Origin of the sequence: Comamonas thiooxydans (assembly GCF_000964545.1) — a bacterium.
Taxonomy (GTDB): Bacteria; Pseudomonadota; Gammaproteobacteria; order Burkholderiales; family Burkholderiaceae_C; genus Comamonas; species Comamonas thiooxydans.
In genome coordinates this window covers 87,879-111,894 of record NZ_BBVD01000011.1, presented here as the reverse complement: position 1 = coordinate 111,894, position 24,016 = coordinate 87,879, and the positions used below count along the sequence as shown (strand labels likewise).

The following is a 24,016-nucleotide window of genomic DNA, read 5'->3' as shown; positions in this document are numbered from 1 at the left end:
GATCAGACGGCGCCATGGCTCAGCCACTGCAAGGCCTGCAGCTGGCCACGCAACAGCATCACATGGCGTTTGAGCAGCTTGGCGACTTTGACCGGCAAATCCAGCTGAACAGTGTGCTCGGTGCGCTCCAGCCAGGTCTGCAAGCGCCGCAGCACATCCAGCCAGGTTTCGGCCACCGTTTCTCCCAGATAGTCAAGCCAGGTCTTGCGCACCCGCTCCAGCAGACCGCCCTCATCCAAGGCCATGGATAGCGGGGCCGCCGGAACACCATCAAGCAGCTCCTCCAGCTCGGAAACCAGCTTGTGTGAATCCTGCGAGAAGCGGCGCAGGGCATCAACAGCCATGCTGGCGTCCGCAGTCGTCAAAAACAGTCTGGAGCTTTGCGCGAAACGCAGTCCTGCCTGCAACGCCAGAGCAAGACTGTTCTTCGCCATCTGGCCCAGTACGGCCTCCGCGCAAGGCTTGGACGCGGGTGGAACAATCGCACGGCGCCAGGCTGCCTTGACGGCTGCTCTGACCTGAGACCAGTCCAACAGGCTGCCCCCGCAATGCAGCGACCAATGCCGGCGCAGCTCGGCCTCCAGGGATTCGAAACTCCTGCTCCCCCCCGAAGCCGTCTGCCGAGCCCGATATCTGCCGGCCTGCCAGCCCAGCAGATAGGCGGGGTAATACTGATCAAAGCTACGCCCTGGGACAAAGTAAGGCTCGCACATATAGCGCTCGTGCCAGAAGGCCTCCTCGGCCTCCGGCATCTGCAGCAATGGCGACAAGGCGTTCGCATCCCGCGGAAAAGACTCCGGTGCAGGTGGGAAAGAGATGGATAAAGGCAAGGCAGACAACGCAAACAGTCCAATCAACAAAAGGCCTGTTGATTTTTACCCCTGCGCCATCTGCCTCATGTCGTCAACCGTGATTGCACCATGTAGGACGGATAAAACCCACCGCGAGAGCGAGTGGCCACTGCACTGCTTCAGTCGAAATTCTCGTTTTCCAATCCCAGCTCCTGCAGCTTCCGGGTTATGGTGTTGCGGCCAATCCCCAGCCGGCTGGCAGCTTCCACTCTGCGACCATGCGTGGCTGCCAGAGCCGTTCGCAGCAACTGTGCCTCGAACTGATGGGACAGCTGATCCCATACATCGTGGTGGCCTTGCGACAACAGTTCCTCGGCCTGCTTGCCCAACCCTTCCAGCCAGCCCTCGGTCAATGTCGGAGCTTCGGTCAAAGGAGCTGCCGCAGTGCCAGGCACGGACATGGACGCCGCCTCCGGCAGGTTTACCTTGGACTGGTCAAGGCCCACACCACTGCTCAATGCGCCGGCAAAGACTGCTGTGCTCACCGATGCAGAGCTGCCTAGCACTTCGGGCGGCAAGTCCTTGAGTGCAATCTGCTGGGCCGGAGCCATGACGGTCAACCAGTGGCAGATGTTTTCCAGCTGGCGCACATTGCCCGGGAAGTTGAAGGCCTGCAGGCGGCTCATGGCGGCCGTGCTCATGCGTTTGGGCTCAACCCCCAGCTGACGCGCGCTTTGCTGCAGGAAATGCTGAGTCAGCATGGGGACGTCTTCCTTGCGCTCGCGCAGCGCGGGCAGGCGCAGGCGGATCACATTCAGACGATGGAACAAGTCCTCGCGGAAAGCACCGTCCTTGACGCGCAGCTCCAGATCCTGGTGCGTCGCCGCAATCACACGCACATGGGCCTTGACGGCCTGATGTCCGCCAACCCGGTAGAAATGGCCGTCGGAGAGCACCCGCAGCAGACGCGTCTGCAGCTCGAACGGCATGTCGCCGATTTCATCGAGAAACAGCGTACCGCCTTCGGCCTGCTCGAAACGCCCCCTGCGCTGGGTCTGCGCGCCGGTAAAGGCGCCGCGCTCGTGGCCGAACAGCTCGGACTCCAGCAGATCTTTCGGAATGGCTGCGGTATTGATGGCCACAAACGGTCCGCCGGCAACCGGAGAATGCTTGTGCAGCGCCCGTGCCACCAGCTCCTTGCCGGCACCGGACTCCCCGGTGATCAGCACCGTGACATGACTCTGGCTCAATCTGCCGATGGCACGAAACACGTCCTGCATGGCGGGTGCCTGACCCAGCATTTCCGCCTGCACCGGAGCCTGCACATCGGCCACCTCCTCGCGCTGGCTTTCCTCGACGGCGCGCCGGATCAACTCCACGGCCTTGGGTACGTCAAATGGCTTGGGCAGATACTCGAAGGCCCCGCGCTGGAATGCCGAGACTGCACTGTCCAGATCGGAATAGGCCGTCATGATGATCATGGGCAGCCCAGGCTGCTGCGCCCTGACCTGCTCCAGCAGCTCAAGGCCCGAGCCGCCAGGCATGCGTATATCGCTGACCAGCACCTGTGGAGCCTGACGCTCGGGATCGCTGTTGTCCACATCAGCCAGGGCCTTGAGCACATCGCGCGGCTGGGTAAAGCTGCGAATGGGCCAGCCTTCACGCCCCAATGCCTTTTCAAGCACAAAGCGGATGGAAGGGTCGTCGTCCACAATCCAGATTGGCTTCATTCGTGCAACATCCTTCCCTTCTTCTGCATATTGATAATGTCAGGCTTTATGGCAGCGGTATCAGGATTCGGAAATCCGTCCTCCCCGGCTGGCTCTCGCATTCGATCAGGCCATGGTGACGCTGCACAAAGGTCTGAGCCAGTGTCAGCCCCAGGCCGGATCCGCCGTCTCTGCCTGAGACCAAAGGATAGAAAATCCGCTCCTTGATGGCATCTGGCACGCCTGACCCGTTGTCGATTACATGCAATTCCAGTGCCAATCTGTAGCGCTCACGCCCCAGAGTGACCTGTCTGGCCACACGCGTCCTCAGAATGATCTCGGCATCGCCCTCTGCAATGCGCCGCCCCAGCGCCTGGGCCGCGTTCTGAACGATATTGAGCAAGGCCTGTATCAGCTGTGCGCTGTCGCCTCTGAACTCGGGGATGGAGATGTCATAGTCGCGCGTGATCCTGAGCCCCTGGGGGTGCTCGACCAGCACCAGCGAACGCACGCGCTCGCAGACCTCGTGGATGTTGACGTCGCCCACCTCATGCGGGTGGCGATGCGGGGCCAGCAATCTGTCCACCAGCGCCTGCAGGCGATCGGCCTCGTGAATGATGACCGTGGTGTATTCCAGCAGCTCGGGCGTGACCAGATCCATCTGCAGCAACTGGGCCGCGCCGCGAATGCCGCCCAGCGGATTCTTGATCTCGTGCGCCAGATTGCGGATCAGTTCCTTGTTCGCCAGCGCCTGCTCTCGGATGCGCTCCTCGCGATCCTGACGGGCCTGCTGTTCCAGCGGCCACATCTCCACCATGACATGGCCGGCCTTCTCGGCCAGCGAAACCGCCGCATGAATCGGCAAGGGCTCCTGCCCCAGGCGCAGCAGGCTGGCCTCGAAGCGCAGCGCAGCAAAGTCGTTGGAACGGGCGCCGCTGAGCGCCTTGTCCAGCAAGGCAGGCTCGGCAAAGCAGGTAGCAAAGTCACTGCCCACCATGATGCGGCGCGACTGGCCCAGGGCGTTTTCCAGCGCCGCGTTGACGAAGCGCACCATGCCGTACTCGTCAAGCACGGCAATCAGGGTGCAAAGCCAGTCCAGCGACTGGTAGCCGTGAGCATTGGCCTGATCCGGATCAGGCCTGGGGATATCGGGGAGCGGGGCTGCAGTGGAACTCATTCGATAGACCAAAAATGACCAGCCCCAGGGGCCGGATTAATTGACCGCAGGCAGCCGGTCCAGCTCTCGCCTGATGCCTGCGATATCACTTTCCTGGCGTGTGATATCGGCTTTCAGCTTGGCCACCCGCTCCGGGTAGCCCTGAGGATTGCGCAGCTCCAGCGCCGTGCGCACGGGGTTGCCATCGTTGTACTCCGCCTTCAGCTCGGACAGTCTGGCCTGGGCCTTGTTCAGCTCGCCTTGCAAGATGGCTCGTGCATCGGAGTCACGCGCTTTCTGCGCGGCACTGTCGCTACGGGCCGTGGCCGGCGCGCTCGATGCAGAGCTACTTGCCGGCTTGGGCTTGGCCGAAGCCGCAGCGGCATTGCCACCCGAGGGCCTGGTGCCGTGAATCACCGTCACGCCACTTCCATCGACCGGCTTGCATCCCTTGGCCTTGGCCTGCGAAACATTGTTGGTGTACTCATTGCCGCAGCGGTAGATCACATCCTGGGCAGAAACCAGCCCGGATGCAAGACACAGCAACGACAACACATAAAACTTCTTCATTCGGTCCTCTCAGGCAGACGGCGGCCGCAAGTCCGCAATACCCTGAGTATCGCTCCAAGCCTGCGGCTTTTATTGACTACTTGACCGCCACCAACCCGTTTGGTTCCTTTGCTGCCACGCCCGCCGCAGCGGGCGCTCAATAAAAAAGGCGGCTTGCGCCGCCTTTTTTGACCTCTGCTTTACAGCGAGAAGTACATATCGTATTCGACAGGGTGCACCGACTGGCGATAGCGAGTCACTTCGCCCATCTTCAGCTCGATGTAGGCATCCAGCATGCTGTCGGAGAACACACCGCCCTTGGTCAGGAACGCACGGTCTGCGTCCAGGGCGTCCAGAGCCTGATCCAGGCTGTGGCAGACGGTAGGCACCAGCTTGTCTTCCTCGGGGGGCAGGTGGTAGAGATCCTTGGTCGCGGCTTCGCCGGGATGGATCTTGTTTTCCACGCCGTCCAGGCCGGCCATCAGCAGAGCTGCGAAACCCAGGTAGGGGTTCATCAGAGGATCGGGGAAGCGTGCTTCCACGCGACGAGCCTTGGGGTTGCTGACGTAAGGAATACGGATGGAGGCCGAGCGATTCTTGGCCGAGTAAGCCAGCTTCACGGGCGCTTCAAAGCCGGGAACCAGACGCTTGTAGCTGTTGGTGCCAGGGTTGGTGATGGCGTTCAGCGCACGAGCGTGCTTGATGATGCCGCCGATGTAGTACAGGGCGAAGTCGGACAGGCCGGCATAGCCGTCGCCGGCAAACAGGTTCTTGCCATCCTTCCACACGGACTGGTGCACGTGCATGCCGGAGCCGTTATCGCCAGCGTAGGGCTTGGGCATGAAGGTTGCCGTCTTGCCGTAGGTGTTGGCCACGTTCCAGATGATGTACTTCTGCAGCTGTGTCCAGTCGGCACGCTCGACCAGGGTCGAGAAGCGTGTGCCGATTTCGTTCTGACCGGCGCCGGCCACTTCATGGTGGAACACTTCGACAGGAATGCCGACCGCTTCCAGCAGCAGCGACATCTCTGCACGCATGTCCTGGGTGCTGTCGACAGGAGGAACGGGGAAGTAGCCACCCTTGACGCGAGGACGGTGACCACGGTTACCGGTCTCGAACTTGGTGCCGGTGTTCCAGGGAGCCTCATATTCTTCGATTTCGAAGAAGGGGTTGTGAGGCTCGGTACCCCAGCGCACGCCGTCGAAGATGAAGAATTCGGGTTCGGGACCAAAGTAAGCGGTATCGCCCAGGCCGGAAGCCTTCAGGTAGGCTTCAGCACGCTTGGCAATGGAACGGGGATCGCGGTCGTAGGCCTTGCCATCACCGGGTTCGATCACATCGCACTGCAGAATCAGTGTGGTCTCTTCGAAGAAGGGATCGATATTGGCAGTGTTGGGATCGGGAACCAGCTGCATGTCCGAGGCTTCGATACCCTTCCAGCCGGCAACGGAAGAACCGTCGAAAGCATGGCCCGAGGCGAACTTGTCCTCGTCGAAGTGCGACACGGGCACGGTCACGTGCTGTTCCTTGCCGCGGGTATCGGTAAAGCGCAGGTCCACGAACTTGACCTCGTTATCCTGCACCATCTGCATCACGTCTGCAACGGTCTTCGCCATTAGATCTCTCCTGCCAACTTTGGCTGATCAAATAAAGAATGAATAGTATCTAGCAGTTTGCGTGCCAACTCGACCTCGGCGCCTCACAACAACATCTGCGCACCGAAACCGAGCCTTGGTGTAAAGATATTCGGCACAAGACATAAGCACTTACCAGAGCTGCATCTGCAAACTGCACCAAACAGACGCGCATTGTCTCACTGCCAGAGCACGCCAAACAATTGCACCATCTTGGTGAATTAATTAGCACCAATTTGGTGCATTTCTGAAACAAGATTGTTTTTGGTGCATGGCACCTGATTCAACCTGCTGCAGACGCTTTTCAGCGAGCCACCGAAGCTGCACCATCCGAATCATCTGCACCAGGTGCAAACGGGACCTGCGGGTCGGCAGCACTCGGCATGGTCTGCGCCCTCATCTGCTCCAGCGCCGCCAGACAGAAGTGGGCAAACCACAGTGCAGAGAAGGCAAATACCAGCGCATAGATCCAGATGGCAATGGGCACAAGAATCCAGAAGGCGGCCAGGAACAGCAGCCCGGAAATCCAGACCACACCGGGCGCTGCGCCCAGATAGCCGCAGATCACGCCCATCAGAATGAGCGACATGCGATGACGGGCAAACAGGGCCCGGCGCTCGTCCTTGCTGGCATGCTCGGACAATGCGTCAAATGCCATGACCCTGTAGGTGAGCCATCCCCAGATCAAAGGCGCCACCACCAGCATCAGCGGCGGGAACACCCATAACGGCAGAGTGACAAACAAGGCCAGCAGCGCAATCAGCGTGGAGCCGCCCGACCAGACCAGGCTGGCCATGGTGGAGCCGCCATGCTTTTTCTCGAGACCGACAAAGCGTTTCTCGGCCACCAGCTGGGTGAGCACTGGTGCCATGAACAGGCCCACCAGCAGCAAAACCAGCACCACGAGTACAGGCATTGCTCCCAACACAACAAAAATGGAAGCCACCACCTCCGAGGCATACCCAAGGCCCAGCCCTTGCAGCCATAGCCACAAGGAATGCAGCCAGCCCACCCCGTCCAGCAGGCTTTGCACCTTGAGGACCGCATCGGCCCAGAAGAAGTAGCCCAGAAGCCAGGCCATCAAGGCCATGGCCAGCAGCGGCAAGAGTGACCAGACAATGACCCGCTTATGCAGGCAATACGCCATGGCACGCCAAAAAGAGTCAAGTAGCAAGCTCATGCTGGCAAGCATACTCAAGGATTGACTTATGCGCGACCCATCAATCGCAGGACAGCCAGCCACTGCTGCGCCCAGAAGCCACGGCCATAGTCGCGCAATTGACCTTTTGCATTCGCTTGCACCTGATCGCGAATACCCGTGGGGTCATAGCGCAGATCAAAGTTGGCCGTGCCAAACAATATGTCCCACCAGGGCAACAATACGCCGAAATTGTTGCCATGCACCTTCTTGTTGCGCACGGGCGCCATGGGTTCGTGACCAATACCGATGGCGTGGTGGCGACGGTGAAAGCGTGGACTGATCCACAAGCGCTCGCCCAATTGGCCAAACCAGATGCGCACGTTGGCATGCTGAAAGCTCTCGCTGAGCTGGGTCAGGGCCACGATGGCCACGAACTGCCCCGGAGCCACGCCAATCAGCTGTGCCACCAGCACGATGATGGCGTCATGGATCACGTCGTCGAGCAGGTGATTGCGATTGTCGCTCCACACCGTCATCTGGCGCTGCGAGTGGTGCACGGCATGCAGCTTCCACCACCAGGTAAAACCGTGCTGACCTCGATGAATCCAGTACTCGACCAGATCGAAGACGACCAGATACATCAACAGACTGACCCAGGCGTTGTCCGTCACGCCCGGCCAGATATCGTCAAGATGAAAGCCAGGCATGCCCAAGACATGAAGCCTGCCCATGAGGGCATCCCACAAGGGATCGATCGTGAAGAACAATGCCAGCCGGAAAAATCCCAGCCGGTGAATCAGCGTGTAGAGGATGTCCACGCGAATCGCCTGGCGGTCCACCACGGGCTCGACCGGCCTCCAGCGCTGCAGCGGCACGATCACCGCGACCATGACCGCTATCTGCAGCAGCCCCACCAGCAGCCAGCCCGTGGCTGTGTAGCCATCTTCGAGCAGGTTCGCCATGCCGAAATGGAACAGAAACGGCTGAACCACGCCTTCAAACAAGCGTTGCTGCGCCTCTCCAAACATCTGAACCAACCAATCCACAACTCACTCCTCTTGCCGCACTCAGCGGTGCTGCGCAATCCAGCCCTGGTACGCCGGATGCTCGGCCAGCGTACGAAAGCAAAAACCCTTATCCAGCAGACCGACGATCAGCGGCTCCAGCACCGCCGGGGCCCAGGGGTCCTGGCGCGACCAGATGCCGAGGTGGGCCAGCAAGATATCGCCGCCGCCTATGCTTTTGAGTGCCTGGGCCAGCAAGCGTTCATTGGGATACCTGTCGCTGGGCAACTCGTCGCCCAGAAAGCCTGCCGGCGCCCAGCCCACATGCTGAAAGCCGCCCTGCTGCGCTGCGGCAATCAGCGCTGGCGATGTCTTGCCGCCCGGCGCACGATACAGCGGCAAGGTCTTGCGACCCGTGATCTGCGCCAGCCTCTGAGCGGAGCGGGCAATCTCCTGGCGGTACTCATCGGCAGACACCACATAGCTCTGACCGGCTCTGGGCCCGGCCGATGGCTTGACCTTGAAGTGCGTGACCTGGCCCGTGGCCTTGTCGCGGATATCGGCCAGCCAGTACATATGGTCGAAGGTATGGGATGCGAACTGGTGACCTTCGTCGGCACGCGCCTTCCACCAGGGCGCCCAGAAGTCGCTCAGACTGCTGCCCCCCTCCTTCGTGGCCTCATTGGCCGCAAAAAATGTGACGGGCACCTTGTGCTTTTGCAGAACCTGGGCGACAAGCTGGGCTATGCCCATATGCCCGGTGTCGAAGGTCAGGTAGACCGCCTTGGAGCAAGCGCCTGAAGCCATCTTCCTTGCAGCTTCGGCAGCAAAGGCTGGGACGGCAGGCAGGCCGCCGACCAGCGAGCCGAGCATGAAACAACGTCTTTGCATCCACCCTCCTTGAGGTGGTCAACACGGAGACCAAGCCATCCCTGCCGTTTCGATACAGCAGGGACAAGCACCTTAGCGCGCAGCGTGGGACAGCGTCCAGACACCGTGAGGCGACTTGCCCACATTGACCTGATTGACCACCTTCTTCTCCACCGTGTCGATCACCGACAGCTTGCGGGCCCAGCGCGAGGCCACGAAGATGTAGCGGCCGTCGGCCGAGACATCCATGCAGTCGGGGCCGCCAGGCGCCGGGTAATTGGCAACGACCTGGCTGCTGAGCATATCGATCTTGCTGATGGTATTGGCCACGCGATTGCTCACGTACAGATGGCGGTCATCGCCGGCGGCGCGGAAGGCATGGGCGCCGGCTGCCGTCTTGATCTGACCCAGGCTGCGTGGTTCGGGACCGGTGATGTCGAACACTTCGACACCATCGCCGCCCGTCAGGCCGACAAACAGCTTTTTGCCATCAGGGCTGCCATAGACGTCCGCAGGCATGGGGCCGGTGGGCACTCGGGCCTTGATGGTCTGGGTGGCGATATCGATGGCCACCAGGGCGTCGCTGTCCTGCATAGTGGAGTACAGCGTCTTGCTCTGCGCGTCGATGAACAAATGGCTGGGCGTCTTGCCGGTGGAGACGCGCTTGACCAGCGTCGGCGTCTGCGTGGCCGCATCCCAGCGGTAGAAATCGATGTGGTTGAGGCGGTTGGCAGCCGTGACAAACCACTTCATGTCCGGCGAAAAGCGCAGGTGGTATGGGTCCACGATATCGCGGATCACGCGCTGCACGGCACCCGTGCGCGGATCCACCAGAGTCAGCGAATCGCCCAGCGCATTGGCCACCACCAGTGATTTCTCGTCTGGCGTCAGATACAGGTGGTGAGGCTCCTTGCCCGTGGGAATGCGCGACTGCTCCTTCCAGGTCTGCGGATCGATCACGCTGATGGATGCATCCAGGGAATTGAGCACAAAGATGGGCGTCGGGCCTTGCACGGCACGCGCTGCCTGTGCCGGCTTGACAGCAGCTGGCGGCAAAGGTGCACCGGTTGCAACCGCCGCCGCGGGCGCGACCACAGGAGCGGCAGGGACCGCCGGTGCGGCTGCCTTGGCAGACTTGAAACCGGGCAAGGCCGAAGCCCCCAACCATGCCGCAGCGCCCACGCCCACGACCAATGCCACAGCAGCGCCAGTGCGCCCAATAGAAAGACGTCCCACAACCACCACCTTCTCAGAATCCATGCAGTGTAGCTGCGTCAATGCAGCCGCTGCCAACACAAGCCTTCTGGTTTACAAAGCTTGTTGAAATGCCGCGCCAAGCTTGCCTGATCGGCGCAGGCCGCATCATGACAACAATTCAAAAACAGGAGCAGCTAGCTCCTGCTTTTATTACGGTACAGCCTTAAAAAAGCTTGAAACCGTTGGAATAAAGGCACATGACGCTCATCCATTGATGAACATCATTGCTCTATAAAAAAAGGAGCCCCAAAAGGGCTCCTTTGCCAACGTCGGTGACGGGTCCTCAGACCTTCCACTTCTCCGCCAGCTTTTCGGGATTCAGCGTGTCATAGCCTTCGAAAGGCTGGTGAATCCAGGGGTTGGTGGCCAGGAAGTCCACCGAATAGTCAGGCTCGAAGGTCGACACGCCCTTGGTCCAGATCACGGCGCTGCGCAGCTCCGTAATAGGTGCGTAGTTGGTCTTGAGCATGGCGATCACGGCCTTGAGCGTGGCGCCCGAGTCCGCCAGATCGTCCACCAGCAGCACGCGGCCGGAAATGTCGCCCTTGGGCGTGGCGATGAAACGGCCGATGTCCAGATGGCCCTGCACCGTGCCGGCTTCGGCGCGGTAGGAGCTGGTGGACATGATGGCCAGGGGCTTGTCGAAAATGCGGCTCAGGATGTCGCCGGGACGCAGACCACCGCGTGCCAGGCACAGGATGGTGTCGAATTCCCAGCCGGACTGGTGGATCTTGATGGCGAGCTTTTCGATGAGACCGTGGTACTCGTCGTAGCTCACATACAGGTGCTTACCGTCTTCTGTCAGCATGGGCACAGTTCCTTTGAAAGTTCAGTAAAACCCGGACCGATCAGGCGGCGCTGTACGGGTTGTGCATCAGGATGGTGTGGTCGCGGTCGGGACTGGTGGACACCATGGCAATGGGCACACCAGTCACTTCGGCGATACGGTCCAGATAGCGGCGAGCGTTCACGGGCAGCTTGTCGTACTCGGTCACGCCCACGGTGGAGTCTGTCCAGCCAGGGATAGATTCGTAGATGGGCTTGCAGCGCTCGATATCATCCGCGCCCAGAGGCAGCAGGTCGATCTTCTCGCCGTCGAGCTCGTAGCCCACGCACAGTTGCAGCTCTTCAATGCCGTCGAGCACGTCCAGCTTGGTGATGCACAGACCGGACAGACCGTTGATCTGGGCCGAACGCTTGAGCAGCGCAGCGTCGAACCAGCCGCAGCGGCGCGAGCGGCCGGTGGTCACACCCTTCTCAGCGCCCACGGTGGACATGACCCAGCCGGGAGTGCCTTCCTTTTCCCATTCCAGCTCGGTGGGGAAGGGACCGCCGCCCACGCGAGTGCAGTAAGCCTTGGTGATGCCCAGGATGTAGTGCAGCAGACCCGGGCCCACGCCAGCGCCTGCGGCGGCATTGCCAGCCACGCAGTTGGACGATGTGACATAGGGGTAGGTGCCGTGATCCACGTCCAGCAGCGTGCCTTGCGCGCCTTCGAACAGCAGGTTGCCACCCTCGGCGTGCACAGCATTGAGCTCGCGCGAAACATCGGCAATCATGGGCTTGATCAGCTCGGCATGACGCATGGCTTCTTCGTACACGGCGTCGAATTGCACTTCGCCGTCCTTCATGTAGGGAGCCAGGCCAGCGCCGAAGTCGAAGTTCTTGGAGCCCAGCACATTCACCAGAATGTGGTTGTGCAGGCTCAGCAGCTCGCGCAGCTTGGTGGCGAAGCGCTCGGGGTGCTTCAGGTCCTGCACGCGCAGGGCACGGCGGGCGATCTTGTCTTCGTAGGAGGGGCCGATGCCCTTGCCGGTGGTACCGATCTTCTGCACGCCACCCTTTTCACGGGCCGCTTCACGGGCCACGTCCAGAGCCTGGTGGAAAGGCAGGATCAGCGGGCAGGCTTCGGACACGCGCAGACGCTCACGCACCTGCACGCCGGCCTTTTCCAGGCCTTCGATTTCTTCAAACAGCTTGCCCACGGAGAGCACCACACCGTTGCCGATGTAGCACTTCACGCCGGGACGCATGATGCCGCTGGGAATCAGGTGCAGAGCCGTCTTCACGCCGTTGATGACCAATGTGTGACCGGCGTTGTGACCGCCCTGGAAACGCACGACGCCGTTGGCGCTTTCGGTCAGCCAGTCAACCAGCTTGCCCTTGCCCTCATCACCCCACTGGGTGCCGACGACGACCACATTGCGACCTTTGGATGTATTCATATTCCAATCCGATAAATCGAAGAATTAGTCAAATGCCTTAAATGGCTTGCACGACCCATTGCCCGCCGACATTGGCAAGCTCACGGTCGCAGTGGAACTCATCCACTTCGCTTTCATGCCCTGGCAGCACGCAGACCACCGTCTCGCCCTGCTGGCGCAATGCGGCAATGGCGGCAGCCACTTGCGCGTCATCACCCCAGGGGGCGCGAATGGCAGCCTTGAGCGGACGCTCGGGCACGACAGCCACCAGTTGTTTGATATCGAGACTGAAGCCGGCAGCGGGACGATTGCGCCCGAACACTGCACCGACTTCGTCGTAACGGCCACCGCGCACCAGGGCATCGCTGCCACCGGGCACATAGATCGCAAAGCGCGTGCCGCTGTAGTAGGAGTAGCCACGCAGGTCGGCCAGGTCGAAGCTGACCTTGACGCCATCCAGATGCTGCACCAGCCAGCGCAAATGTGACAGCACATTGCGCACGCCGGCAGTGCGCTCCAGCAGCTTTTCAGCTTGATCGAGCACTTCCATGCCGCCGTACAACTGCAGCAGCGCCATCAGGCCTTCACGCGAGGCTTCGGGGAAATCGCGGGTCAGCTGAGCCAGCTCGGTTGCATCCTTGGAGGCCAGGGCCGCATGCACGCCACGCAGCACCTGCTCGTCCACCATCACGCCAGCCAGCAGGCTGCGCACAATGCGCACATCGGCCAGATCCACGATGACGTCCTTGACGCCCGCTCCCTTGAGGCAGTCGAGAGCCAGATGCAGGGCTTCGAGGTCGGCTTCCAGGCCTTCATGGCCGTAGATTTCAGCACCGAACTGGAACGGCTCACGCGTGGCACGCGGACGATCGGGGCGCGCATGAACGACAGGACCGCAGTAGCACAGACGGGTTACGCCCTTGCGATTGAGCAAATGTGCATCAATGCGTGCCACCTGCTGCGTCATGTCTGCACGCAGGCCCATGGTGCGACCGGAGAGCTGGTCAATCAGTTTGGAGGTTTGAAGGGCAAGAGCTTCGCCTGTACCCGTCAGCAAGGACTCCAGATACTCCAGCATGGGTGGCATGACAAGCTCATAGCCATAGCTGCGCGCAGTATCGAGCAATCCTCGACGCAATTCTTCGATGTGCCGTGCCTCGGAGGGCAAAACATCGGCAATGTGATCCGGCAGGACCCAAGCAGACATGGAGAAATGGGGAGGCTGTTAAAAATGCGATTCTACCGGCTTTGCCAGCCCTGCCCAATTTGACCGCTAAGGCCTAGCCAGTATCGGCAGTATTTAAAGCAGCACCAGCATGATGGCGCCTGCTGCGATACAGAGCAATCCGCAAAAGCGCAGCTGCCCATCCCTGAGTTGCAGCAACTGGGAAAACAGCTGGCGCCACAGCCCGGGCGCGAACAGGGGCAGCAGCCCCTCCAGCACCAGCAACATGGCGATCGCCAGTCCCAGGATCTCCCACCAGTCCATTGCCATCTCCCAATAGAAAATGGCCCTCAAGGGGCCATTGCTTGTATCGTTGTCAGAGCTTTCCGAACTTGCGCAAACAAGGATGCACAACAGGCATTTCTATCGGCAAAACACCATGCCTGATCCGAATTTGCGCAAGCCAAGGCCTATTTGCCAGCGGAGCCGCCACTGCGATAAGCCTTGAAGAAGTCGCTTTGCGAAGGATCTAACACCAGCACATCGCTCTTCTTGGAGAAGCTCTCCTTGTAAGCATCCAGACTGCGATAGAACTGCGCAAACTGCGGATCCTTGCCAAAGGCTTCTGCGTAGACCCGTGCCGCTTCAGCATCGCCCTCACCCTTGATCTTCTGTGCATCGCGGTAGGCATTGGCAATGGTGATGTCACGTTGACGGTCGGCCTCGGCGCGAATCTTTTCCCCCTCCGCCGCGCCTGTGGAGCGCAGCTCGTTGGCCACGCGCTTGCGTTCGGCCTCCATACGGCGATAGACGGACTCGGTGATGGTCTCGGCATAGTCCACGCGAGTGATGCGCACATCGACGATGTCGACACCCCAGGGCTTGGAGCCGCGCACGGTTTCCAGCACTTCACGCTTGACGTCGGCCATCAGCGTTTCACGCTTGGAAGACAGCAGCTCACGCACGGTACGGCGGTTGATCTCTTCCTGAAAGGCATTGCGCACCACGCGGTTGAGCTGCATGGCACCGGCAGATTCATCCAGACCCACGTTACGGATGTATTCCGAAGGCTCGGAGATGCGCCAGCGCACATACCAGTCGATGACCACGCGCTGCTTTTCAGCCGTGAGCATGGGCTCGGTATCGGTGCTGTCGAGCGTCAGCAGACGCTTGTCGATGTAACGCACGTTCTGCAGCGGTGGCGGCAGCTTGAAGTTAAGCCCGGGCTCGGTGATCACTTCCTTGATCTGACCCAGCGCATAGACCACACCGAACTGACGCTGATCCACGACAAACAGGGTCGAGCTCAGCAAGGCCAGCACCACGAGAATGCTGGTGACAAAAAATCCGATTCGATTCACTGCATTCTCTCCTAGCGTGCGTCACGGTCACGGCTGCGCGCATCGCGGCTGCGGGCATCACCGGCGGGATTGGGTACTACACGTACGTTGGCTGGAGCCGAAGCTGCACCGCCGGCAGCTGCATCACCCGACGCAGCGGGAGCAGTGGCGCTGCCACCCACGTTCTGCATGATCTTGTCCAGAGGCAGATACAGCAGATTGGAGCCCTGGCGCGACTCCAGCAGAACCTTGGTCACGTTGGTGTAGACCTGCTGCATCGCATCGATGTAAAGACGGTCACGTGTGACCTGAGGAGCCTTCTGGTACTCGGAATACAGCGAACTGAAGCGTCCGGCATCACCCTGAGCCTGGGCCACGATCTTGGACTTGTAGGCAGCAGCCTCCTCACCCAGACGCGCCGCTGCACCCGCAGCACGGGGCACCACATCGTTGGCATAAGCCTGGGCCTCATTCTTGGCACGCTCACGCTCCTGACCAGCCTTGAGCACATCGTCAAACGAGGCCTGCACCTGCTCGGGCGGCCGCACGCCGCCTTGCTGCATATTGATGCCCACCACCTCAACGCCCACCTTGTAGCGATCCAGAATGGACTGCATCAGATCGCGCACTCGCGGCGCGATCTGGTCACGCTCCTCAGCCAGAGCCGCGTCCATCTTCATCTTGCCGACGACTTCGCGCACAGCGGACTCTGCCACCTGGATCACGGCCTCGGAAGGACTGCGGCTTTCGAACAGCCAGGCTCGCGCATCGCTCAGGCGGTACTGCACGGCAAACTTGATCTCGACGATGTTCTCGTCCTCGGTCAGCATTGCCGATTCACGCAACCCCGTGCTGCGCACGATGTTGTCGCTCCCCACCTCCGCAGAGCGAATCTGCGAAACATAGACCAGCTCATGCTTTTGAACGGGATAAGGCAGGCGCCAGTTGAAGCCCGCTCCCACGGTGCTCTTGTACTTGCCGAACTGCGTGATGACGGCCTGCTGGCCTTCCTGCACGATGAAAAAGCCCGTACCCAGCCAGATCAGCACAGCCACGCCGGCAATCAGGAAAATTCCTTTGCCGGGGTTGAAAGGCTCGCCAGGCTGACCGCCGCTGCGGCTGGGCGGCACACCACGGCCGTTGCCGGAGCCACCACCAAACAGGCCGGAAAGCTTGCGATTGAGATCACGCCACACCTCTTCCAGATCAGGCGGCTGGCCTTGCTGAGGAGAGGAAGGACGGGGTCGCTGCTCGGGTGCGGGCGGCATCGGAGGACGCTCCCCTTCGGGTGCCGAGCCGTCCGGCTTGGAGCCATCTTCGTTGTTGTTGTCGCCACGACCCCAGCGCGGATCGTTCAAATTGAACATCCCGCGAATGCGTTGCGGCAGCACCGCCAGGCGATGGACGCGTTGTGAAAAATTCATGCGAGACGTCTCTGTGTTTTCAAAAAGACATGGACCATGGCAAGCATTGTGCCCAATAGGAACGCAAGCCCCTAGTATTGCGCGTCGTCATCAGGGGACATCCAGTACGTATCGTCCTGCCCCTCGACTTCTTCGCGTGCCGCCTCTTCACGTACCTGCAAAACCCGGTCAGCCAACATCTGCCGCAGCTGCGCCAGCCCCTGCCCCGAGCGAGCACTGACAAACACACGCGGCACCGGCGTGCCATCGAGCTCATACATATCCTGCAGCAGGGCAGGCTGACGCTCGGGCTCAATGGCATCCAGCTTGTTGAAAACCAGAATCTGGGGCACATCATCGGCCCCGATTTCACCCAGAACTTTTTGGACTTGTTGTATTTGTTCGGGGAATCCGGGGTTCGATGCATCCACGACATGCAGCAGCAGATCGGCGTCAATCGCCTCCTGCAAGGTGGCCTGGAAAGCATCCACCAGACCGTGCGGCAAGTCACGAATAAAACCGACGGTATCCGACAGGGAAACCGACTCCTCGGCCTCCGCCAGATACATCTGCCGGGTGGTGGTATCCAGCGTGGCAAACAGCTGATCTGCGGCATAGGCGCGAGCCTTCACCATGGCATTGAACAGCGTGGATTTGCCGGCATTGGTATAGCCAACCAGGGAAATATTGAAAACTTCACGACGCGAGCGCTGACGCCTCTGCGTAGAACGCTGCTTCTTGACCTTTTTAAGGCGCTCCTTGGTGCGCTTGATGGCATCGTCAATCATGCGGCGGTCAAGCTCGATCTGCTTTTCACCGGGGCCGCCACGGCCACCGATACCGCCAGCCTGGCGCTCCAGGTGACTCCAGCGGCGCACCAGGCGCGTGCTGATGTATTGCAGGCGAGCCAGCTCCACCTGCAGTTTGCCTTCATGGCTGCGTGCACGCTGGGCGAAGATTTCCAGGATCAGCATGGTCCGGTCGTTGACCGGCATCTGGATATGGCGCTCCAGATTGCGCTGCTGCGCCGGGCTCAGAGCCTGGTCGAACCAGACTTCCTTGGCGCCGTGCATCTGGGCCAGCATGCGGATCTCATCCGCCTTGCCACTGCCCACGAACAACGCGGGATCGGGAGCTTTGCGCTTGCAGGTCAAGCGCGCCACGGGTTGCAAGCCAGCAGTCTGTGCCAGCAGGCCCAGCTCTTCCAGCTCGTCATCGAAATGGGGAACACCAAAATCCACGCCTACCAGCAGCACTGGCGCAGACGCGGAACGTTCAAAGGATTCAGAACTCAAATACCTGTCCCGTAGGGTAAGAGCCGCGCCGGACTAGCCGGCGGGCGTTGACGCAAGAAAGCTTAGGCAGCAGCGGCGTCGTTGTCAGCCGGAGTAGCGGCCGAGAAGTTCACGGCGCGACCGGGAACGATGGTGGAGATGGCGTGCTTGTATACCATCTGGGTCACAGTGTTGCGCAAAAGCACCACATATTGGTCGAACGACTCGATTTGGCCCTGCAGCTTGATGCCGTTGACCAGATAGATGGAGACCGGCACATGTTCACGACGCAGTGCGTTCAGGAACGGATCTTGGAGGAGTTGACCTTTATTGCTCACGATATTCTCCGTGTTCGAAGAGTGTTGTTGTAAACCGACACATTACCACAGGGCCCGGGAAAAACAGCGAAAAGGGTTTTCCCGTAGGCACCAGCAGACAGCTATTAATCCTTGTCGGCGTAAGGATTATGGGAGGTTTTCAAGTCGATGCGCAACGGGGTGCCGACAAGATTGAACTCCTTGCGGAAACGGCCTTCCAGAAAGCGCTTGTACGCATCGGTGACCAGTTCCAGCGAGTTGCCATGGATCACGATGATGGGCGGGTTCATGCCACCCTGGTGGGCATAGCGCATCTTGGGACGATAGGCCCCCACCTTCTTGGGCGTCTGGAACTGGATCGACTCCATAAGAATGCGCGTCAGCACAGGAGTAGGCATCTTGCAGGTGGCTGCACGATGAGCCTGGATGATGGATTTCCACAGCGGCTCGAGACCCTGGCGCTTTTGTGCCGAGATGAAGTGCAGCGGCGCAAACTTCAGGAAGGACAGGCGCGTCTCGATGGAGCGCTCCAGCATCTGACGCTGGTAGTCATCCACGGCATCCCATTTGTTGATGCCCAGCACGACCGAGCGGCCGCTTTCCAGGATATAGCCCGCAATATGGGCGTCCTGGTCGGTCACGCCTTGCGTGGCATCGATCAGCAGCAGCACGACGTTGGCGCCTTCGATGGCCTGCAGCGTCTTGACCACCGAGAATTTCTCGATGGCTTCGAACACCTTGCCCTTGCGGCGCAGACCTGCGGTGTCGATCAGCTCGAACTTCTGGCCATTGCGCTCGAAAGGCACCGTGATCGCATCGCGCGTGGTGCCTGGCATGTCAAAAGCCACCAGGCGCTCTTCACCCAGCCAGGTATTGATCAGCGTGGACTTGCCAGCATTGGGACGACCTGCCACCGCCAGACGCACGGGCTTCTGATCTTCCTCGCCAAAGACCTCGTCTTCAGGCTCAGGCAGATTCAGCAGACCCAGGGCCGCATCGACCAGGCTGCGCACACCCTGACCGTGGGCGGCAGACACGGGCACGACCTCACCGAGGCCCAGTTCATAGAACTCGGACAGCTGCACGCCATCCTTCATGCCTTCGGCCTTGTTGGCCACCAGAATGGTGGGCTTGCCCAGACGGCGCAGGTAGTTGCCGATCTCGTGATCCTGACCGGACAGACCGGCACGCGCATCCAGCACGAAGATCACGACATCGGCTTCCGCCACGGCTTGCTGCGTCTGCTTGGCCATCTCCTTGAAGATGCCGCGCGATGCGTCCGGCTCGAAGCCGCCCGTATCGATGACGATGTACTCATGCTTGCCCTGACGGCCCTGGCCGTAATGGCGGTCACGCGTCAGCCCTGCAAAGTCGGCGACGATGGCATCCCTCGACTTCGTGAGTCGATTGAACAGCGTCGACTTGCCCACATTGGGGCGCCCTACCAGGGCAATAACTGGCTTCATTCCAAAAACAACCTATCAATCCGGCTTGAAGCCATACACAGTTCCGCTTCGGCTGACGATCACCAGAGTATTGGCGGCGACAACCGGGGAAGTGGCAACTCCTGCCTTGTCAGTTTCCAAACGGGCCAGTGCAGAGCCGTCTTCACGCGAGAGCATATGCACTGTCCCCAAATCATCGGCCAGCACCACGGAGCGGCCCAGCACCAGAGGTGCCGTCAGCTTGCGGTACTGCAGCTTGTCGATGGACCACAGACGCTGACCGTCTGCACGATTCCAAGCCTGTACCGTGCCGTTGCTTTCGGCGCCAAACACGGCCTGCTCGTCGCCCGCCACGCCATCGCTACCCTTGGAGGTCTGCGCCCAGCGCACATTGGCAGTGCTCACATCCACGCACCCCACCGAGGCCTGGAACGCACGTGCGCAGACACTGCTGCCCACACGGCTGACGGGACCGACCAGATCCACCAGTCGCTCCACATCGTTGGTCCCGCGCGGTGCGGCCAGAGGAGCCATCCAGCGCACCGAGCCATTGTCAGGATCAACACCTGCCAGACGTCCGGACACGCCTACCACCAGATTATTACCAACGGCCTGCAAAACGCCTGGCTGGCGCAGAATAAGCGGTTCATTGCTGGGGCCTTCAACCGACCACAGCTCACGACCCGTATTGGCATCGAAGGCCGCCAGAGAACGGTCCGCCGCCATCACGAACACGCGGCCGCCAGCCACCAGAGGCGGCGTATAGACTGCGGCAGTCAGATTGTTCTTCCACAGCTGCTTGCCTTCGGCAAACACCATGAGCTGGTTGCTGCGTGTAACCACCGCCGTGCGCTGTCCGTCGCTGCCCACACCGGTGGTCAGCGGCTCGCCCGCACTGAACTTGCCCAGCTGGCTGCCGGTATTGCCATCAAGCGTCGTAACGCTGCCATCCTTGGTGACCACGGTGACGGTATTGCCCTGCACCAGCGCAGGCATGGCCAGAGGCACTTCGTTGCCGAGCTTGGCCGACCAAGCCTGATGCACCGCGATCTTGCCTGGATTGGCCCCCAGGTCCAGAGGCTTGGGCTTGTCCTTGCCGCCGAACATGGAGCAGGCAGCCAGCGACGCGGCCACAGCAGTCAGCACCAGCACACGGGCTGCGGATTGCGCTGCGGGGGCAGCGAACTTCACTTGATGGGCAAAAGTCTTCAAGATTATTTCTCCGACGGCGTTGTCTTGACCAGGGTTGCGGCTTCCGGAGCCACGCCCAGCGCGTTCAGCTTGAATTCCACCAGATGGCGGTAGTCCAGATCCTTGTCCAGTGCCTTGTAGGCAGCCTGGTACTGGGCAACCGCCTCAGCCTGCTTGCCCAGCGCCACATACAGATCGCCACGGCGATCAGCCTGCAGACCGGCATAGGACTCGGGCATGGCCGCCTCAAGTACCTTCAGGCCTTCGTCATAGCTTTTTTGCTGCTCCAGCACGGAAGACAGACGAATGCGAGCCAGGGCCTTGAAGCTTTCATCGCCCTTGTCGGCCACCCAGCTCAGCTGAGCCTTGGCGTCATCGAGCTTGCCGGCATCCACCGAGGCCTTGGCCATCAGCAAAGCCGTCTGGGCGGCCTGTGCCGTGCCCGCGTACTTGTCCCGCAACTCGCTGAAAGCCTGGTCTGCGCGCGCCGCATCCTTGGCCGTCAGCGCTTCGTCCACGGCGAACTCCAGGGCCGAGGCCTGGGTGGCCTGACGCTTTTGCCAGTACTGCCAGCCATTCCAGCCGGCCAGTCCGAGAAAGACCACAACCAGCACGCTGGTGATCAGAGTTCCCCAGGAATTCCAGAAATGCTTGAGCTGCTCAATTTGCTCTTGTTCTTCAAGATCGAGATGATTTGCCATGGCTACTTAGATTGAGTGGAACGCTGGTCGGAAAACGAGGTGCGGAAAATCAAACCGCCGATTTTAGGCTGCCGGCCCACAAGGCCACATCCGCCAGAGCTTGCTGCACCTGCTGGCCTTCGCCGTCGCGCAGCGACTTCACGGTCACCTTGCCCTGGGCCAGCTCGTCGGAGCCGAAGATCAGGGCAAAGCGTGCTCCCGAGCCATCGGCCTTCTTGAACTGGGACTTCATCGAGCCCATGCCCTCGGCCGAGCCGCCGGCCGCTGCATGCATCTGAACCGCCACACCGGCTGCACGCAGCTGCTGCACGGTCTTGAAGACCTGAGGCAGCACCGAGGCGTCGGGAATGATGGCGTAGACATCGGCTGCGGGCTGGGGAATCTCTACCCCCACCTCCTTGAGCACTTCGAGCACGCGCTCCACACCCATGCCCCAGCCCACGGCCGGAGCGGGTTTGCCGCCGATTTCCTCGATCAGATAGTCGTAACGACCGCCGCCGCAGATCGTGCTCTGCGAACCCAGCTTGTCGGTAATGAACTCGAACACCGTGAGGTTGTAGTAGTCCATGCCGCGCACCAGACGCGGGTTCAGGCTCCAGGCCACGTCGTTGGCATCCAGAATGTCCTGCACGGCCTTCAGATGCGCCTTGGATGCATCGCCCAAATAGTCCATCAGCCTGGGAGCTGCGTTGACCATTTCCTGCATGGCAGGATTCTTGGTGTCCAGCACGCGCAACGGATTGCTGTACATGCGGCGCTTGGCTTCCTCGTCCATCACCTCGGTGTGCTGCTCGAAGTAGGCAATCAACGCCTCGCGGTGGGTCTTGCGCTCCTCGGGCTGACCCAGGCTGTTGAGTTCCAGACGCACGCCTTCAATGCCCAGCTCTTTCCAAAGTTGAGCGGCCAGCAGAATCACTTCGGCATCCAGCTCGGGACCGGCAAAACCCAGGGCTTCCACACCGACCTGGTGGAACTGGCGATAGCGACCGCGCTGGGGTTTTTCGCGCCGAAACATCTGACCGATGTAGAACAGACGCTTGCCGCCTTCATACAGCAGATTGTTTTCCACTACCGAACGCACCACGCCGGCCGTACCTTCAGGACGCAGGGTCAGATGCTCGGCCTGGCCATGCTTATCCGCCCGGTCCTCAAAGGAGTACATCTCCTTTTCGACGATATCGGTCACCTCGCCCAGGCCACGCACGAACAGGGCCGTGGGCTCGACGATGGGGGTGCGCATATTGCGATAGGCAAAGCGGCCCATCAGATCGCGCACCTTGGCTTCAAACCACTCCCAACGCGCCGAATCGGGTGGGAGAATGTCGTTCATGCCTTTGACGGCGGTCAGTTTTTCGTTCTTGGCCACGTGAAGTCTCACACTTGGATTACTAGCAAAACAAGAGCATATTGCGCATGGCAATCATGCCCTTCAACTAGAAACCTAATTCAAATCCATACAGATAGTGCGCAAGCAGCTATCAATTCCAAAGTCTTGGCTCGCTGGCATTGTGCCAGCAAGCGTAATCACCACCCGCATGCCGGGCCGCTGCAAGCGTTCGAGTCGCTCAGGCCTTCAGGCCGTAGCGGCGCTGCACATATTCCAGCACCAGGGTCTGGAACTCCTCGGCGATATGCTCGCCGCGCAGCGTCAAGGCCTTCTCGCCGTCAATGAAAACGGGCGCCGCTGGCGCTTCGCCGTTGCCCGGCAGGCTGATGCCGATATCGGCATGCTTGCTCTCGCCGGGGCCGTTGACGATGCAACCCATCACGGCCACCTTCATGGCTTCCACGCCAGGAAACTGGGTGCGCCAGACCGGCATTTCGCCACGCAGGAAATCGTCGATCTTCTTGGCCAGTTCCTGGAAGGTGGTGCTGGTGGTGCGGCCGCAGCCCGGGCAGGCGGTGACGCTGGGCACGAACACGCGCAGGCCCAGAGCCTGCAGAATCTCGGAGGCTACCACGACCTCCTGCGTGCGCGCTTCACCGGGCTGGGGCGTGAGCGAGACGCGAATCGTGTCACCAATGCCCTCCTGCAGCAGCACCGACAGCGCAGCCGTCGATGCCACCGTGCCCTTAGTGCCCATGCCGGCCTCGGTCAGACCCAGATGCAGCGCATAGTCGCAGCGGCGCGCCAGCTCGCGATAAACCGAGATCAGATCCTGCACACCGCTGACCTTGCAGGACAGGATGATGTTGTCGGGGTTCAGGCCGATGTTCCTCGCCAGCTCGGCCGAGCTGATGGCCGAGGTGATCAGCGCCTCGTACATGACCTGGCGTGTCTCCCAGGGCCTCTCGCGACGGCTGTTCTGATCCATCAGATCGGCCATGATTTCCTGGTCCAGCGAGCCCCAGTTCACGCCGATGCGCACAGCCTTGTCGTACTTTGCAGCGATCTCGATCATCTGGCCGAACTGCTTGTCCTTTTTGTCGCCCTTGCCCACGTTGCCGGGGTTGATGCGGTACTTGGACAGCGCTTGGGCGCAGTCGGGGTAGTCGGTCAGCAGACGGTGGCCGTTGTAGTGAAAGTCCCCCACCAGCGGCACATATTCGCCCATGCGGTCGAGCTGCTCGCGGATATAGGGCACGGCCGCCGCCGCCTCGGGCGTGTTCACCGTGATGCGCACCATCTCCGAGCCGGCCTGGGCCAGCTGGCGCACCTGGATGGCGGTTTCCACCGCATCCACGGTGTCGGTATTGGTCATGGACTGCACGCGCACGGGTGCATCGCCCCCGACAGTGACCACGTTGTTGCGCCACACCACACGGGCCTGGCGTGATTTGCGCGGCAGCGGGCTGGCAATGGCTATCGCCTGGCTGAGCTGCTGCGAGCTTTGAGAATCTTGCACTCTTGTTTACCTCGAACGG

At 60.8% G+C, this 24,016-nt stretch carries 22 protein-coding genes; all 22 read right to left on the bottom strand.

Going from position 1 to position 24,016, the window contains the following annotated elements; genetic code table 11:
- Positions 1 to 2: 2 nt before the first annotated feature.
- Positions 3 to 770 carry a hypothetical protein gene (locus Cth01_RS18435; protein WP_224648524.1) on the bottom strand — a complete coding sequence of 256 codons (768 nt, stop codon included), beginning with the start codon at positions 768 to 770 and terminating at the stop codon, positions 3 to 5.
- 200 nt (positions 771 to 970) lie between these two features.
- Positions 971 to 2,521 carry a nitrogen regulation protein NR(I) gene (ntrC, locus tag Cth01_RS18430; protein WP_034359327.1) on the bottom strand — a complete coding sequence of 517 codons (1,551 nt, stop codon included), beginning with the start codon at positions 2,519 to 2,521 and terminating at the stop codon, positions 971 to 973.
- 46 nt (positions 2,522 to 2,567) lie between these two features.
- On the bottom strand, positions 2,568 to 3,677 hold the full coding sequence (gene glnL, locus Cth01_RS18425; RefSeq protein ID WP_034359329.1) for a nitrogen regulation protein NR(II): 1,110 nt from the start codon (positions 3,675 to 3,677) through the stop codon (positions 2,568 to 2,570).
- A gap of 36 nt (positions 3,678 to 3,713) precedes the next feature.
- Positions 3,714 to 4,226, bottom strand: a complete 513-nt coding sequence (locus Cth01_RS18420; protein ID WP_034378378.1) for a hypothetical protein — start codon at positions 4,224 to 4,226, stop codon at positions 3,714 to 3,716.
- A gap of 179 nt (positions 4,227 to 4,405) precedes the next feature.
- Entirely contained in the window at positions 4,406 to 5,821 is a 1,416-nt protein-coding gene (gene glnA, locus Cth01_RS18415) for a type I glutamate--ammonia ligase (RefSeq protein WP_045840033.1), read from the bottom strand.
- A gap of 322 nt (positions 5,822 to 6,143) precedes the next feature.
- Positions 6,144 to 7,031 (bottom strand): EI24 domain-containing protein, encoded by an 888-nt coding sequence (locus Cth01_RS18410; RefSeq protein WP_034359334.1) that lies wholly within the window; start codon positions 7,029 to 7,031, stop codon positions 6,144 to 6,146.
- Between the two features lie 14 nt (positions 7,032 to 7,045).
- Positions 7,046 to 8,026: a sterol desaturase family protein gene (locus Cth01_RS18405; RefSeq protein WP_034359337.1), complete on the bottom strand. Its 981-nt coding sequence runs from the start codon at positions 8,024 to 8,026 to the stop codon at positions 7,046 to 7,048.
- Positions 8,027 to 8,047: 21 nt separating this feature from the next.
- The gene (locus Cth01_RS18400; protein WP_034378381.1) at positions 8,048 to 8,875 is read right to left on the bottom strand and encodes a polysaccharide deacetylase family protein; all 828 of its coding nucleotides are present in this window, start codon (positions 8,873 to 8,875) and stop codon (positions 8,048 to 8,050) included.
- 72 nt (positions 8,876 to 8,947) lie between these two features.
- Entirely contained in the window at positions 8,948 to 10,114 is a 1,167-nt protein-coding gene (locus tag Cth01_RS18395) for a YncE family protein (RefSeq protein WP_034405759.1), read from the bottom strand.
- A gap of 280 nt (positions 10,115 to 10,394) precedes the next feature.
- Entirely contained in the window at positions 10,395 to 10,919 is a 525-nt protein-coding gene (locus Cth01_RS18390) for a phosphoribosyltransferase (RefSeq protein ID WP_003063794.1), read from the bottom strand.
- 40 nt (positions 10,920 to 10,959) lie between these two features.
- Positions 10,960 to 12,336, bottom strand: a complete 1,377-nt coding sequence (locus Cth01_RS18385) for an adenylosuccinate synthase (protein ID WP_003063796.1) — start codon at positions 12,334 to 12,336, stop codon at positions 10,960 to 10,962.
- A gap of 37 nt (positions 12,337 to 12,373) precedes the next feature.
- Positions 12,374 to 13,522 carry an ATP phosphoribosyltransferase regulatory subunit gene (locus Cth01_RS18380; protein ID WP_003063798.1) on the bottom strand — a complete coding sequence of 383 codons (1,149 nt, stop codon included), beginning with the start codon at positions 13,520 to 13,522 and terminating at the stop codon, positions 12,374 to 12,376.
- Positions 13,523 to 13,615: 93 nt separating this feature from the next.
- Positions 13,616 to 13,804, bottom strand: a complete 189-nt coding sequence (locus tag Cth01_RS18375) for a DUF2065 family protein (RefSeq protein ID WP_012839168.1) — start codon at positions 13,802 to 13,804, stop codon at positions 13,616 to 13,618.
- A gap of 146 nt (positions 13,805 to 13,950) precedes the next feature.
- Complete coding sequence (gene hflC, locus Cth01_RS18370) at positions 13,951 to 14,841, bottom strand: protease modulator HflC (protein ID WP_003063801.1); 891 nt, start codon at positions 14,839 to 14,841, stop codon at positions 13,951 to 13,953.
- 11 nt (positions 14,842 to 14,852) lie between these two features.
- A complete protein-coding gene (hflK, locus tag Cth01_RS18365) occupies positions 14,853 to 16,244 on the bottom strand; it encodes an FtsH protease activity modulator HflK (RefSeq protein ID WP_045840032.1) in 1,392 nt (463 codons plus the stop codon).
- A gap of 71 nt (positions 16,245 to 16,315) precedes the next feature.
- Positions 16,316 to 17,479, bottom strand: a complete 1,164-nt coding sequence (gene hflX / locus Cth01_RS18360; protein WP_003063804.1) for a GTPase HflX — start codon at positions 17,477 to 17,479, stop codon at positions 16,316 to 16,318.
- 101 nt (positions 17,480 to 17,580) lie between these two features.
- Positions 17,581 to 17,835 (bottom strand): RNA chaperone Hfq, encoded by a 255-nt coding sequence (hfq, locus tag Cth01_RS18355; protein WP_012839170.1) that lies wholly within the window; start codon positions 17,833 to 17,835, stop codon positions 17,581 to 17,583.
- 104 nt (positions 17,836 to 17,939) lie between these two features.
- Positions 17,940 to 19,280: a ribosome biogenesis GTPase Der gene (der, locus tag Cth01_RS18350; protein WP_012839171.1), complete on the bottom strand. Its 1,341-nt coding sequence runs from the start codon at positions 19,278 to 19,280 to the stop codon at positions 17,940 to 17,942.
- Positions 19,281 to 19,295: 15 nt separating this feature from the next.
- The gene (gene bamB / locus Cth01_RS18345; RefSeq protein WP_045840031.1) at positions 19,296 to 20,471 is read right to left on the bottom strand and encodes an outer membrane protein assembly factor BamB; all 1,176 of its coding nucleotides are present in this window, start codon (positions 20,469 to 20,471) and stop codon (positions 19,296 to 19,298) included.
- 2 nt (positions 20,472 to 20,473) lie between these two features.
- Positions 20,474 to 21,151, bottom strand: a complete 678-nt coding sequence (locus tag Cth01_RS18340; protein ID WP_034359353.1) for a YfgM family protein — start codon at positions 21,149 to 21,151, stop codon at positions 20,474 to 20,476.
- 49 nt (positions 21,152 to 21,200) lie between these two features.
- Positions 21,201 to 22,517, bottom strand: coding sequence for a histidine--tRNA ligase (hisS, locus tag Cth01_RS18335; protein ID WP_012839174.1), 1,317 nt, complete (start codon positions 22,515 to 22,517; stop codon positions 21,201 to 21,203).
- Between the two features lie 199 nt (positions 22,518 to 22,716).
- Positions 22,717 to 23,997, bottom strand: a complete 1,281-nt coding sequence (gene ispG / locus Cth01_RS18330) for a flavodoxin-dependent (E)-4-hydroxy-3-methylbut-2-enyl-diphosphate synthase (protein ID WP_034378387.1) — start codon at positions 23,995 to 23,997, stop codon at positions 22,717 to 22,719.
- Positions 23,998 to 24,016 lie beyond the last annotated feature (19 nt).

Excerpts from the sequence above, each read along its gene's own strand:
- ntrC (WP_034359327.1), bottom strand. The coding sequence starts at position 2,521 with ATGAAGCCAATCTGGATTGTGGACGACGACCCTTCCATCCGCTTTGTG.
- glnL (WP_034359329.1), bottom strand. The coding sequence starts at position 3,677 with ATGAGTTCCACTGCAGCCCCGCTCCCCGATATCCCCAGGCCTGATCCG.
- Cth01_RS18420 (WP_034378378.1), bottom strand. The coding sequence starts at position 4,226 with ATGAAGAAGTTTTATGTGTTGTCGTTGCTGTGTCTTGCATCCGGGCTG.
- glnA (WP_045840033.1), bottom strand. The coding sequence starts at position 5,821 with ATGGCGAAGACCGTTGCAGACGTGATGCAGATGGTGCAGGATAACGAG.
- Cth01_RS18410 (WP_034359334.1), bottom strand. The coding sequence starts at position 7,031 with ATGCTTGCCAGCATGAGCTTGCTACTTGACTCTTTTTGGCGTGCCATG.
- Cth01_RS18400 (WP_034378381.1), bottom strand. The coding sequence starts at position 8,875 with ATGCAAAGACGTTGTTTCATGCTCGGCTCGCTGGTCGGCGGCCTGCCT.
- Cth01_RS18395 (WP_034405759.1), bottom strand. The coding sequence starts at position 10,114 with ATGGATTCTGAGAAGGTGGTGGTTGTGGGACGTCTTTCTATTGGGCGC.
- Cth01_RS18390 (WP_003063794.1), bottom strand. The coding sequence starts at position 10,919 with ATGCTGACAGAAGACGGTAAGCACCTGTATGTGAGCTACGACGAGTAC.
- Cth01_RS18385 (WP_003063796.1), bottom strand. The coding sequence starts at position 12,336 with ATGAATACATCCAAAGGTCGCAATGTGGTCGTCGTCGGCACCCAGTGG.
- Cth01_RS18380 (WP_003063798.1), bottom strand. The coding sequence starts at position 13,522 with ATGTCTGCTTGGGTCCTGCCGGATCACATTGCCGATGTTTTGCCCTCC.
- Cth01_RS18375 (WP_012839168.1), bottom strand. The coding sequence starts at position 13,804 with ATGGACTGGTGGGAGATCCTGGGACTGGCGATCGCCATGTTGCTGGTG.
- hflK (WP_045840032.1), bottom strand. The coding sequence starts at position 16,244 with ATGAATTTTTCACAACGCGTCCATCGCCTGGCGGTGCTGCCGCAACGC.
- der (WP_012839171.1), bottom strand. The coding sequence starts at position 19,280 with ATGAAGCCAGTTATTGCCCTGGTAGGGCGCCCCAATGTGGGCAAGTCG.
- Cth01_RS18340 (WP_034359353.1), bottom strand. The coding sequence starts at position 21,151 with ATGGCAAATCATCTCGATCTTGAAGAACAAGAGCAAATTGAGCAGCTC.